Here is a 13,666-nt window from a genome sequence, read left to right as displayed (position 1 = left end):
CTAAGCCACCCATCTGCCGAGCAGCTGCTCGCCGACCCCGATCTCCTTCGCGACATGCGCGATCAGGCGTCCCGCCTCGATCACCAAGCAGGAGGACTGCTCCCGATGCTCCGGGGTTTACTGCTTGCGTTTGCCCGACATACGGACATCCTTCCCGCAGGACCCGCTGTCCCGCCAGTCAGGTGTCCACCATCAGGGGTCAACCCCACATGCCGGGATCGTCAGCGAGTTTGGCGAGGGGCAGCCCAGGAAGTCTATCCACAGACGGATGATGCTGCGGTGCCGCTACTTTCGGTAGTAGACTGATTCGCAGCAGTGCTTCCTTTCCGTCGGCCGGTCAGTGGGATCGCCGGGTTCGGTCCGGGCGGGAATGGGATGGTCCCGCATGTAGGGGATGATTTCGCGGGAAGTGGTTGCGGGGGTAGGTATCTCGAGGGGGTCTTCGTGGCTCGTCGCTTATCGCTCCTCGAGTCTCAGGCGGCGGATGAACCGCAACAGCCCGGCCCGCACGTCGCGGACCGGGCTGTGTTCTGACTGTGCGCGTCTATTCGGCGACCACGTCGTCAGCGTTGTCGATGCCGAACTGGGTGAACGCGGTGTCTGTCGGAAGGCGGTACACCTCGCGGCCCATGGCGGTGTTGAGGATGCGGGCGTTGCGGACCGCGCCGATGTCGAGGTTCGGTGCGGAGACACCGATCGCGTGCTCCTCGGCGTTGACCATGAACAGCCGGTTGGTCAGCGCCGGCTCGGTCTCCACCTGGTGCTGAGGGCCGAAGACGTAACGGCCCTTCGAATCACGGTGCAGCAGTGGCTCGATCGGGGTGAGGAACGGTGTCTCACGACGACGGTAGCCGGTGCAGGCGACGACCAGGTCGGTGGTGTGCGCCAGGGCGTTGCCGGTGTCGAGGTGCCGGGCGCGGACCCGTAGCTTGCCGTCGGGCAGGGTGTCGATGCCCTCGACGGCGGTCGAGATACGCAGCTGCACAGGGTTCAGCTTCTCGGCGAACTGGCGGCGGTACAGCAACTCGTGCACCTGGGCGAGCGTATCGGCCGAGACGCCCTTGTGGAACTGCCAGTGCTGTGGCCGGATCCGGTCGCGGGCCTCCTCCGGGAGGCTCGCGAAGTAGTCCATGTACGCCGGGGTGGTCATCTCCAGCGACAGTTTGGTGAAGTCCAGCGGCGCGAACCACGGGGTGCGGGTCCACCAGCGGACGGCGGGGCCGCCGTGGTAGTTCGCCTCTAGCAGGTCGGCGACGATCTCGGCGCCGGACTGGCCCGAACCGATCACGGTCACCGAGTCGGCGGCGTGCGCCCGCTCCTGGTGGTACAGGTACTCCGAGCTGTGGATGACGTTGGGAGAGTCGGTCTGCAGCGACTCCGGCACGAACGGCTCGGTGCCCACCCCGACGACGACGTGGCGGGCGATCACGGTGGACTCCGCACCATTGGTCACCATCGTGACCCGGAAGGCGTCGGCCGAGGAGTCCCAGTCCACCTCGGTCACGGTGGTGCCCCAGCGCAGCGAGTCGAGGCGGCGGACACACCACAGTAGGTAGTCCTCGTACTCGAGGCGGCTCGGGAAGAAGTTCTCCCGGACCATGAACCGGTATAGACGGTTGGTATCGGCGAGGTAGTTCAGGAACGACAGCGGATGCGTCGGGTCGACGAGGGTGACCAGGTCCGACAGGAACCACACCTGCAGGCTCGCGTCGGGGAACATCAGCCCCGGGTGCCACCGGAACTCGTATCGACGGTCGACGACGAGCACATCGCAGTCGTCGACCGTCGATGCCAGGGCGGCGAGCCCCATGTTGAACGGACCGCAACCGATCGCGAGTACGTCTACCTTCTCTTGACGGGTCATTCGGATACCCTCACCATCTTCTCACTCTGGGTGTCGGTGCCCTCGGATTCCACTTCCAATGCGACGCGCAGGAGTTCGTCGAAGAGCGCGTCGATGTCGCTCTGGGTGGCGTCGGGATTCAGAAGCGTCAGCTTCAAGCAGGTCTGGGGTTCGTCCTCGCCGGGGATGCGTACCTGCGTGCGGCCGATCAGCGCCGTGCCCTCGGAGATGAGGCGACGGCGGAGCTCACCGTTCACGACGTCGAGATCGGCGCAGCGGTACCGGAACACGACGGTGGTCAGCGTGACCGGGGCGACGAGTTCGAGCTGCAGTTCGGTGGCGATACGCTGTTCGGCGTAGAGCGCGAGGTCGTTGCACTTCTCGAGCATCTCGCCGAGAGTGCGCCGTCCGTAGGCCATCAGCGTCGTGGCGACCTTCAGCACGTCGGGGCGCCGTGTGGTCTGCAGGGTCTGGCCGAGTAGACCGCTGAAACCGGCCTCGACGTCGTCGTCGGGGTTGAGGTAGGCGACCGAACGGTTCAGCGAGGCGAAGCGGCCGGCGTCGGCGAGGAGCATCAGGCTCGCGGCAGCCGGCTGCCAGCCGACCTTGTGCAGGTCGAGGGTCACCGAGTCGGCGCGGTCGATACCGGTGAGCAGACCACAGAGCCGGTCGGAGAACAGCGAACCGAAACCGTAGGCGGCGTCGACATGCAACCAGATCTCGTGGCGCTCGGCGATGTCGGCGATCTCGGTCAGCGGGTCGATGGTGCCGAAGTCGGTGGTGCCCGCGGTGGCGACGATGGCCAGCGGCGTCACGTCGCCAGCCTTGCGGATCGCGGACTCGAGGGCCTCCGGGATCATCCGGTGGTGTGAGTCGACCTCCACTCCGACGACCGCCGATTCGCCGAGACCCAGTGCGGCACAAGCGCGATGAACCGAGAAGTGAGCGACGCGAGAGCAGAACACCACCGGGCGGCGCAGTGCCGCCACACCGTCGTGACGGACGTCGACACCGAGTCGGGAAGCGGTGTGATCGCGGGCGATCATCAGGGCCAACAGATTCGAGATCGAGCCACCGGGGGAGAAGACACCGCCCGACTGAGGTCCGAAACCGGCCATCCGGGCCAGGGACTGGACGGTCCAGGTCTCCAGCGCCAGGGTGGCCGGACCCGAGTCGTAGGTGTCCAGCGAGGCATTGGTCGCGCTGGCGAGCGCATCGGCGGCGACCGCCACCGAGAGCGGGGCCGGTTGCAGGTGCGCGGCGGTCAGCGGGTGGGTGAGATCCAGCCCGTACTCCGCGACGAGACGCGCCATGCGCCGCAGCGCCTCGGACTCGCCGATCCCGGTCTCCGGGATGCCCTCGGCGCCGACGGCCTCGGTGACCGCGGAGAGCACCGACACCGGGTCGCCGCTGGGGAGCGGAGCGCCGTGATGGTGCGCGGCGACCGCTTTGGCAGCCTCGGCCAGCCCGCGCCCCACCTCCGTCCAGCCGGTGCCCGGCCGGGCGAAACGTGAGGTCTGGGATGCGGACGTGCGGTCGTCGATCACTGAGTCTCTCCCTGCGTGGACAAGAGCTACGGATTCGGTTGCAGTGGAGCGGGAGTCCGCTCCGTAGGATGGTCGGCCGCTCATCCGCGGCCTCGTCTCTCGAGTCCTGCGACGAGTTCGGACACGGTGGAGTGGAGAGACTGCGGGACGAGGTCGACGAGTCCGGTCAGGACCGCCGTGGCGCGCTCCGCGATGGCGTCGGGAACGACGCCGGGCTGGTGATCGACCTCGATATGGGTGGCATGTTCGTCGGCCTCGAAGGCTATGGACAGCGGGTAGTTGGCGATGCCGTTGAACACCGAGCGGCATGTGACCGGGGCGTCGGCTGGTTGCGGGATGCCGCGCAGGGGCGCAGGGCGGACCGAGGCCATGATCTCCATGACCGGGAACCGTCCGCCGGCCTGGCGGATCGCGGTGAGGATCGGCCCGAAGTCGGTGCCGGAGTGCTCCATCGCCTGGTAGATGACCGAGCCGGCGTCGCGCAGCGCCTGCGCGACGGAGGCGTTCGGATCGACACGGAATCGCATCGGGATGATGTTGCCGCAGTAGCCGATCCGCTCCGGGGACTGGGACCGGTTGCGGTTGTCGGCGGGGACGACGAGCACGTGGTCCTCCGAACCGGTGAGCGCGTGGGTCGCGAGCGAGCAGATGGCGATGAGCAGTGCGTTCCCAGTGGCGCCCACGGCCGCGGCGGTGCGCTGCAGCGCGGTGAGCGAGTCGTTGGCGACCGGGGCGGAGACCTTCACGCCCTCGCGGTCGTCCATCGGGGACAGCCAGCTGTCGGCTGGACTCTCGGCGGGCAGCTCACCGGAGATTGGGTAGCGGATGCCCTCGGCGCCCCAGGTGTCCAGCGCGTGGCGTACGGCGGCCTCGGCGGCCGAGGAGGCGGTGGTCTCGCCCGGATCGGCTGGCCGTGAGTCCAGACCGGCGTCGCCGGGCCAGTCGCCCGAGATCAGGGTGCCGAGCAACGGCGGCCACGACGTGTCGTCGACCGCGAGGTGGTGTACGACGAGGATCATCGTGACCCTCCCGTCGCAGCCGGAGACCCGAAGCCGCAGCGGGGTTTCGGTGAACAGGTCGAACGGACGGCGAGTGAGCTCCGTGGCGACGGAGTCGACGTCGGCGGCGCCGCCGGACTGTGCCTCGGTCGGCTCGAAGCCCCAGGTCCACACCGTATGCTCGGGGTTCCAGCGCCCTTCGCGGGTCACCTTCGTGCGATGCGGGATACCGTCGGCGTCGACCTCGACGATCGAGCGCAGCACCTCGAACTTCTCGACCAGCAGCTCGGCGGCCGCGACCACGGACTCGACGGTGCGGGCGCCGCCGAACTCGAGGACAAGCCCGATGTTGTGGGACACCGACTTCGGGTCGAGTTCGTAGATCTTCCACATGCGACGCTCCGCGACACCGAGGTCGCCGAACGCAGCCGGGGGAACTGTCGCGGCGGGCGCGGTATCGGCGACTGCGCCGGCGGTCGCGAGCGGGACGGTCTCGGTCCGCTCGAGCCGCCGGCGCAGCAGCGTGAGTCGCGCATCGGTCAGGGCTGACACGAATCCTCCTGAGTCGAAAGGGAAGTCGGGGTCGATGTGGTGGCCGGTGCGGTGTGCGGGTCGGTGGTGGGGCCGCGCAGGACATCCCAGTCGCGTTCCACCGGGAGCAGCCGTCCGGCCGCCCAGTCGGCGGCCTGGTCCTGGAAGTGCCCGGAGCGCGGATCGCCGGAGGCGCCCAGCGGCACGATCCACCGGCTGGCGGACGGATCGGACAGGTCCCACACGTACCGCGCCGCCGAACCGGTGATGCACACGTGGGTGCCCACCGCCGAGGCGTTGGCGAAAACACATTCGGTGTCACCGGCGAGCGGCAGCGGCGTCGGCCGCAGCCGGGCGAACAGCTCGGGATGATCGGGTGAGGCGCCGACCAGGTCGAAACCGTGGATCGGGGCCAAGACGTGGACGGTTCCCCACTCAGGTGCCCCGCCGAGTGCCTCCACCCGCGTGACGACGGCGTCGAGCGCCGACAGGGCGACCGCTTCGATGTCGATGCCGATGAGAGCGGACTTCTCGACGACGGACGTGATCGCCGTGGCGAGACGCGGTTCGGGAACGAACCACGGCTGGAGCACTGTCGGGAAACCGTGCGGGCCGCGTAGCGGCGCGAGCGCGTCGGTGGCGGCGACGGCGCGCACCAGCTGGCTGCGGAACTCGGCGAACAGGTAGGCGTCCGTGCTGTCGGCCGTCATGGTGCGATCCCAGTCCAGGATCCGCTGCCGGATCTCCTCCGCGGCCGGGGTGTTGCCGACGACGCGGGCCAGGAGCCCCTGGACCACCGCAGCCTGGTCGAGCCGAACGTCGCGATGGATGTCGGCGCAGTCCTCGGGGCTGACCGAGGTCAGTTCGTCGAGCCGTGCGGTGATCCGCGAGGCGCGGAAGTGCTCAACGCACTCGGTGGACGTCGGTTGCAGCGGCGGGACGCCGGAGATGCGCTGGTTGGCGGTCACCGTGACCCCGCCGTCGGGGAGCGTGGCATCGAAGCCGGGCTCGTGCAGTGTGCCGGGTTCGTATCCGCGCCACTGGTAGCGCTCGTCCCAGCCCGGCACGGGCAGCCAGTGGTTCTCCGGGGCGCGCGCCGGCACCCGGCCGGCCAAGTGGGTGGCGACGGTGCCGTCGGCGTGTGCGATCACCGCCCGGTTGACCGGTTCCACCCAGGCCGACAGCGCTGCCTCGACGTCGGCGACGGTGCGCGCGAACAGAAGATCGAGCGGGGCGTCGAAGGTGACCTCCTCGGACAGCAGCGGCGACCGCAGGCTCATTGCGAACGTCTCGTCGGGTCCGCCGAACACCACGGTGCCGTTGGGCGTGGTGATCACCTGCACCGCAACGGGTTCGGCGTCTCGGACATCGATCTGCTCGCTGCGGGTCCGCGCCGGGACACGCTCGCCGCCGGGCGCCTCGACGAGCAGCGCGCCCGAGTCGTCGCGGGTCAGCTGCTCGATGTAGAGATCCTGGTAGTCGGCCATGGCATTGGTGATGCCCCAGGCGATTTCGGGACCCTGAGCGAAGTGCGGTACGCCGGGGACACCGGCGAAGGCGAAGCCGAGCATGTCGAACGACGCCGACGGATCGGTCGATGCCAGGTGGAACTGCTGGTAGATGCCGGGCAGTTCGAGGAACCGGTGCGGATCGCCAGCGACGATGGGTGAGCCGGTGCTGCTGCGGCCGGCCGACACGCCCCAGGCGTTGCTGCCCGACATCGGATCACCGAGGTCGAGGGTCTCGCCGGTCGCCGGCGTTCCGGTCGGATCGGTCAGTGCGAGGATCTCGTCGAGGAACGCCTGGTTGGGCATCGCCGGGACGGTCGGATCGGCCTCGCGCTTCTCGAAGTCCCAGAACGCCAGCGCATCCAGACCGAGGAAGCGGCAGGCGTGCAGGCGGAAGAGCTTCGTGGTGAACCGGCCGAACAGCACGTGGTGCATGATGAACACCGAGATCGGGGTCCACGGCTGCCACGGTCGCGGCGTGTGGTCGAGCGCCTCGAACTCGAGTGCCTCGGGATGCGTTGCACCGTCGGCGTTCCCGAACTCCGAGAGGGTGCTGTTCACCCCGTCGGCGTAGGCCTGCAGCAGCCGCCGGGTGCGTTCGGACGACGCGTCGTGAATCCGCCTGGCGGCGACGTCGAGTTCCGCGCGGCGCGCGAAGACGTCCCATTCGACGCACGACGCCCCGAACACCTCGGCGGTACGGCCCTCGGCGCGCAGGCGCATCCATTCGATCTGCCAGCGTCGGTCCAGCGCGCAGGCACGTCCCTGCCCGTAGACGGCCCCTTCCGGGGTGGACGCCAGCACGTGCGGAATGCCGTGGGCGTCACGGAGGATCTCAACGGTCGCTTCGATGACGGGGGACCCGGTGATGCTCATGCGATCACCGTCCCGTCCGGCCGGCGACGGGATTGGTCAGCATGTGCTCGGCGTCGATCAGCGACGCGTAGGAGTCCTCGATGTCGACCATCCGCTTGTTGTTCCGCAATTGCAGGCCGTTCATGTGCACGGCCGCGAACTCGGGTGCGAATAGATCCCAGCGGGCGAAGGCATCCGCGAGATCGGGGTGGGTGTCGACGAACTCGTGCAGGCTCTCGGCGACCAGATCCCAGAACCGGCCGTCGGAGACCAGGCCGTGGGTGTGCAGGACCGCGGCGAGTGGCCGCAAGAAGTCGTCGAAGATGTCCGACAGCACCCCGAGGTTGCGGATCTCGTCGGGTTCGGTGGTGAGGACCCGGGAACAGTTCTCCGGGAAGCCCTCCGGGTTGCCGAAGACCGACACCTCCTCACCGATGTCCTTGAGGATCGCGCGGACCGGCAGCCCGTCGTCGAGGATGAGGATCAGGTTCTCGCCGTGCGGGGAGAACTTCAGCTGGTAGCGGTAGAGCAGATAGGCGACCGGATGCAGGTAGGTGCGCAGATACCGCCGAATCCACTCGGCCGCAGGGATTCCGGAACGCTCGATGAACGCCCCGACCAGCGGGTCGCCGCGGTGGTCGACGTGCAGCAGCGACGCCATGGTCGCCAGGTGCTCGTCGCCGGACAGCAGGGGAACCGGACTCTGACGCCACAGCGCGGAGAGGATCTTGCGGAACTCCGACCCCGGCTGGGTGATCGCGTTGAACGTCGGGCTGCGGTAACCGATCGCCGCAACCTCGTAGATCATCTCGAACCCGATCGCCGCGAGGTACGGGTCGTCGGCCACGAGGGTGCGCACCCAGTCGTTGATCAGCGGGGTCGTACGCATGTAGTCGGCCGACATGCCGCGCGTGAAGCCCATGTTGACGATCGACAGCGCGGTCTTCACGTAGTGCCGCGCCGGTGTCGTTGCGTTGAACATGGTGCGGATCGACTGCTGGGCCTGGTAGAGGTCCGGGCTCGACCCGACGCGGATGATGCGGCCGGCGGCGATGTCCGCCGAGTACAGCTTTCGGATCTTCTCGTCCCACTGCCACGGATGCGCCGGCAGGTAGTGGTAATCCTCCGGGTCGCAGCCGGATTCGCGAAGCACAGCGTCGAAGCCGGCGAGCGTGTCGGCACCGAGCTCGTCGACGAGCATGGACTGGTAGTCGAGGCCGCCGACGGTCGCGACATCGCAGTCCTCGCGGCGTGCGGCGACCCAGATGAGCCGGAACGGGTTGCCCGTCTCCGGGGCATACCGCTCGACGTCGGAGGCACTGAAACCGAGCCGCCCGGCGTTGGCGACGATGCACGGGTGGCCCTCGGTCATCGTCTTCTCGATGGTCTGGAAGTCAGCGTGCGCGAGATCGCTTGCGGCGATGCGTCGTTCGTCGGGGCGGTCCGTGGACAGGGCAAGGGTGTTGACGAACTCCTCGAGATACTCCGGAAGCGCATGGGGGCCGATGCCGAGCATCGGCGCGAGATCGATGACGAGCGCGACCGCGTCGATCGGGAGTTCTTCGCCGTCGCGGACCCTGCGCAGCGAGGATTGGTCGATGGCCCAGTTCTCCAGGGACAGCACCTCGGCGCGGAACCGGTACTCGGTGCGGCCGTCGGCGGAGGTCACGACGTAGGCCCCGGGCGAGGTCTCGACCGGGGACAGCGCCCGTTCATGGGAGAACTCCGCGAGGATCTTGCGCGCGATTCGGTCGTGGTAGGTCTGCCGGTACGAGAACGTGGGACGCGCCGCGGCGCCGCGGTTCGCCTCGGGTGCGATCCTCGTCGTGCTCAGGTCGGAGATGGTCAAGCGATCACGCACCCAGATCCGTCACCTCGACGGCGCCGACGGTGGTGCCGCCGTCGGTGACCCGGAGGAAGTCGTCGCGTGTGCAATAGCTGAGGTGGGCGATCTTGTTGCCGACGGGGTAGTCGCCGGCCACGCGGAAACCGACGCTCGCGTTGAGTCGATGCACGGCCTTGTTGCGCACGTCGGGCTCGACGACCACGCGCTGCGCCCCGACCTCGAGGATCGCCGTGCGCATGATGTGCAGCATGACCGCGCCGGTGAACCCGGGCAGGGCCTGCTCAGCGTGCGCGACCAGCAGGTGCATGCCGATGTCGCCTTCGGAGTGCACGTAACCGCTTGCGGGGTCGGCGAGCTCGCTGGTGAGCGGGTTGTACAGCTCGAACATGAACTGCGGCGTGTCGTCGTGGTAGCCCAGGCGCAGGCCGTACGGCGTGCCCGCCGTCGCCTCGGCGGTGTCGCGGATCATCTTCTCCACGTCGGAGAGCGAGTTGTCGAGCATGTCCCAGAACTTGGCCTTGGGATGGGTGAGCCACCCGTGGAGTGTGGGGGCGTGTGCCACGTCGACGAGTTCGACCGAGTGCAACTCGTAGGTGGAAGCGGGAGAACTGGTCATGATGCCTTTGCTGTGGTGTGGATGGACGCGCGGAGGGGCGGTTCGGCTCAGGTGGCGGAGAGTTCGGCCTCCACCTCGTCGTCGGTGAGCGCGACGACCTCGAGCAGGACCTCCGCGACGTCGTCGGCGCGTGACCCCTCGAGGGCGATGAGCCGTTCGGCGAGACCCGCGATGGTGCGGTGGGCGAAGATGTCGGCGACGGTGAGTCCCGGTGCGTCGAGCCAGGTCCGGGTCAGCGCGACGAGGCGGGTGGCCTGCACTGAGTCGCCGCCGAGCGAGATGAAGTCCTCGGTCACCCCGATCGGGCGGGCCGGCAGGACGTCCTCGAAGATCACCACGAGGGCCTTCTCGAGCGGGGTGCGCGGCGGCACCACCGCATCGGCTTCGTCGGAGGTGTCGACGATCGCGGCGACGGCCTTGCGGTCGTACTTGCCGTTCGGGGTGAGCGGCAGCGCGTCGAGGATCGTGACCGAACGAGGGATCATGTGTGGCGGAAGGGCTTCGGTCAGACCGGCGAGCAGGGATTCCTCGGTGACCTGCTCGCGGCGGTCGACGGCGGGGACCACCGCGGCGCGCAGGTCGCGACCATCCGACCAGGCGACGGCCGAGCCGACCCCGTGCAGGCCGAGCAGCCCGGCCTCGACCTCGCCGAGTTCGACGCGGTAGCCGCGGATCTTGACCATGTGGTCGGCGCGGCCCAGGAAGTCGAGGAATCCGCCCGGCAGATACCGCGCGAGATCGCCGGTGCGGTACCAGCGTTCGCCGTCGACCGTGACGAAACGGTCGGCGGTGCGGTCCGGGTCGCCGCGGTAGCCGTCGGCGACCCCGGCGCCGCCGATCCACAGCTCACCGGGCACCAGATCGGGCCGGTCGCGGCCGATCTCGTCGACGACACGGCACCGGACCCCGCGCAGCGGGACGCCGTAGGGCACGAATGCCATGCCCGCCGGGACGTCGGGGGCCTCGCAGATCGTCGAGTGGATCGCGGTCTCGGTGGTGCCCCCGAGGCCGGCGACGCGGCAGTCGGGAAGCTGCGCTGCGACGCGGTCGAGCAGCGAGACGTCGATCTTGTCGCCGCCCATGATGATCATCCGCATCGACGCTGGCAGCGTGCCGATGTCGAGGATCATGCCCAGGATCGACGGGACGCAGTTGAGGACCGACACCCGGTGCTCGCCGAGCAGGCGCACCCAGTCGTCGACCTTGGTCCGCTCGTCGTCGCCGGGTACCACCACGGCGCCGCCGACGGCGAGCAGTCCGAAGATATCGAAGACCGAGAGGTCGAACTCGAGCGAGCTGACCTGCAGCACGCGGTCGCCAGCGCCGAGGTCGTAGCGGTCCACCAGATCGGTGATGGTGGCCACCGCGGCGCGGTGCGGAACCTGCACGCCCTTGGGCAGACCCGTCGATCCCGAGGTGAACAGGATGTAGGCGAGGTCGTCACCGGAGACCGCGACCGGCCGGATCGGGTCGGCCGTGCGCGCGGTGGCGAGATCGAGGACTGCGGCGCCGGTATCGCTGCCCGCCCAGGCCTCGACGTCATTTGTGAGGACCGCGCGCGGGGTAGCGATCGACACGATGCGGTCGCGACGGGCGGCCGGCTGGGTGGGCGCGATGGGCACATAGGCGGCGCCAGCGGCGAGGATGGCGAGCGCGGCCACCACCTGGTCGCCGCTCTTCGGCAGGTTCACGATGACCGTGTCACCCGGTCCGACACCGGCCGTGGTGAGCGCCCCGGCCACGCGCAACGCCTCGTCGGCGAGCTCGCCGTGGGTCCAGGTGCGGGCGTCGGTGAGGACTGCCGGATCGTCCGGGCGGTTCGCGGCGCGCGCGAAGAAGGTGCGATGCAGCGTGCCGTCGAAGACGTCGCTCGCCGGGAGCGGCTGTTCGACCGAGAGCCGCTGCGCGCGAACCTCTTCGGCCACTGGATCGGGCGCGGGCACGTCCCATTCGCCGTCGACGAGGTGGTCGAGAATCTTGACGTAGTAGTCGAACATCGCGCGCGCCGTCGCCTCGTCGAGATCGGAGACGCGGACGTCCCAGTTGAGGAGCAGGCCGCCGGCGATCTCGGTCACCTGGGCGTCGAGCAGGACCTGCGGACCCTGCGACACGATCCACGCTGGGGCGCCGAGGACGTCGGAGGCCTGCGCGGAGAACAGGTCGCCGAGCCCGAGCGCACTCGTGAACACCACCGGCGAGACGATGGATTCGCCTCGGGCGCGGCCGAGTTCGCGCAGGACGTCTAGGCCGCTCATGGATCCGTGCGCCGCGGCCTCGTGCATCGAGGTGCGCATCTGCCGGGCGCGTTCGGCGAGCGTCGCGCGCTCGCTCAGGTCGACGTCGACGAGGATCGACGACGTGAAGTCGCCGACCACGCGCTCGACGTCGGGGTGGATCTGCGGACGGTCGAACAGCGGGACCGTGAGCAAGAAGCGCGGGCTCGCCGAATGGGTGCCCACCGCCTCGGCGAAGGCTGCGGCGACCGCGGCCGCCGGGGTGACGCCGCGACGGTGCGCATGCTCCTCGAGACGCTTCCAGTCCGACGCCGACACCGAGTGGTGCAGGCGGACGCTGCGCGGCTCGACCTCACCGCGCAGCGCGCGTTCGTCGAGCGGGAGCTCGGGGGCGCCGGGCATTGTCGGGATGCGCTCCCGCCACCAGGCGCGGTCGTCGTCGCGGACCTCGCGGCTGGTGCGGTCGGCGGTGATGGTCGGGAAGGTGATGCCGAGTTCCGGCAGGGTCTCGCCGCGGTAGAGACGGGCGAAGTCGTCGACGAGCACGCGGTAGCTCATGGCGTCCGCGGCGATCATGTCGACGTCGAGGTGGACACGGGTCGCCCCGTCGGGCAGCAGGCTCAGTTCGGCGCGGATGACCGCACCCTCCTCCACCGGCAGGGCGCGATGCGTGCCGTGGGTGCGCTTCTCGGCGAGGATCGCGTCGATCATCTCCGGCGACTGGGTGCGCAGGTCGTGGACCGCGATCGCCTCGGGATGCGCCGGGCCGACGACCTGGGTGCCGTCGGGCAGCACACGCACACGCAGCATCGGATGCCGCTCGATGAGCTGCCCCATCGCGGTACGGAAGCGGTCGGGATCGATGTCGCGGCCGTCGAACTCGATGTAGAGGTGGGCGGCGACGTTGCCGAACGCGTGGCTGTCCGACCGCCCGATCCAGTAGGCGTGCTGCATCGGAGCGAGCGGGAACGGCGCTGTGGGGTCGACGGCTGTGGGGTCGACGGCTGTGGGATCGACGGATCGCGCCGCGGCTGCCGGCGCGCCACCGCCGAGCATCTCCGACCACGCGCTGAGCGTGGGGGCGGCGGCGAGGCGGGCGAAGTCGATGTCGATGCCGCGTTTTCGCCAGCCGCCGGCCAGGCGCATCATGCGCAGCGAGTCGAGGCCCTGGGCGATGAGATCGGTGTCGGCGTCGAGGGATTCCGGTGCGACGCCGAGGGCGGCGGCCACTTCGGCCCGGATGTCGGGGCCGTCAGCTGACCCGACGCCGGACACGGAGGTCGGCGCGGCGGTCTGCGACGAGCAGATCAGCGTCGTCCACGCGTCGAGGGTCGGGGCGGCGGCGAGGCGGGCGAAGTCGATGTCGATGCCGCGTTTCCGCCAGCCGCCGGCCAGGCGCATCATGCGCAGCGAGTCGAGGCCCTGGGCGATGAGATCGGTGTCGGCGTCGAGGGCATCCGGCGCCAGCCCCAGGATCGCGGCCACGTCCGAACGGATGTCGGCTGGGGTGACGGGGTCCGCGATAGTGGTGGTGGTCGTCTGGGAGTTCGTGGCCATCAGCCGGATGCCTCTCCAAAGGTTATGGGAAACTCGGTCTTCACGCTGGGTACACCCCCAACTTAGGATAGGGTATACTAAGTAGCAGGCCAGGCCCAACGGGGTCCGCGCCGAAAATTCGCAGGTCTGCG

Annotated in this window: 7 protein-coding genes; all 7 read right to left on the bottom strand. The window is 69.2% G+C overall.

The window, feature by feature from the left end:
* Positions 1-544 precede the first annotated feature (544 nt).
* Positions 545-1,864: a lysine N(6)-hydroxylase/L-ornithine N(5)-oxygenase family protein gene (locus GP2_RS08035; RefSeq protein ID WP_006899992.1), complete on the bottom strand. Its 1,320-nt coding sequence runs from the start codon at positions 1,862-1,864 to the stop codon at positions 545-547.
* A complete protein-coding gene (locus GP2_RS08030) occupies positions 1,861-3,390 on the bottom strand; it encodes a pyridoxal phosphate-dependent decarboxylase family protein (RefSeq protein WP_006899991.1) in 1,530 nt (509 codons plus the stop codon). Before GP2_RS08030 ends, GP2_RS08035 begins: the two co-directional genes overlap by 4 nt.
* A gap of 80 nt (positions 3,391-3,470) precedes the next feature.
* Complete coding sequence (locus GP2_RS08025; protein ID WP_006899990.1) at positions 3,471-4,940, bottom strand: condensation domain-containing protein; 1,470 nt, start codon at positions 4,938-4,940, stop codon at positions 3,471-3,473.
* The gene (locus GP2_RS08020) at positions 4,928-7,303 is read right to left on the bottom strand and encodes a penicillin acylase family protein (RefSeq protein WP_006899989.1); all 2,376 of its coding nucleotides are present in this window, start codon (positions 7,301-7,303) and stop codon (positions 4,928-4,930) included. The genes GP2_RS08025 and GP2_RS08020 overlap by 13 nt, the downstream gene beginning before the upstream one ends.
* Before the next feature lie 4 nt (positions 7,304-7,307).
* Positions 7,308-9,131: an IucA/IucC family protein gene (locus tag GP2_RS08015; protein WP_040526632.1), complete on the bottom strand. Its 1,824-nt coding sequence runs from the start codon at positions 9,129-9,131 to the stop codon at positions 7,308-7,310.
* A gap of 4 nt (positions 9,132-9,135) precedes the next feature.
* Positions 9,136-9,744 (bottom strand): GNAT family N-acetyltransferase, encoded by a 609-nt coding sequence (locus GP2_RS08010; protein WP_006899987.1) that lies wholly within the window; start codon positions 9,742-9,744, stop codon positions 9,136-9,138.
* Positions 9,745-9,791: 47 nt separating this feature from the next.
* Positions 9,792-13,535, bottom strand: coding sequence for a non-ribosomal peptide synthetase (locus GP2_RS08005; RefSeq protein WP_006899986.1), 3,744 nt, complete (start codon positions 13,533-13,535; stop codon positions 9,792-9,794).
* Positions 13,536-13,666: the final 131 nt, after the last annotated feature.

The organism is Gordonia paraffinivorans NBRC 108238 (assembly GCF_000344155.1).
Lineage (GTDB): Bacteria > Actinomycetota > Actinomycetes > Mycobacteriales > Mycobacteriaceae > Gordonia > Gordonia paraffinivorans.
Note: the sequence above shows the minus strand (reverse complement) of the source record. Positions and strands in the feature narration are given on the sequence as shown.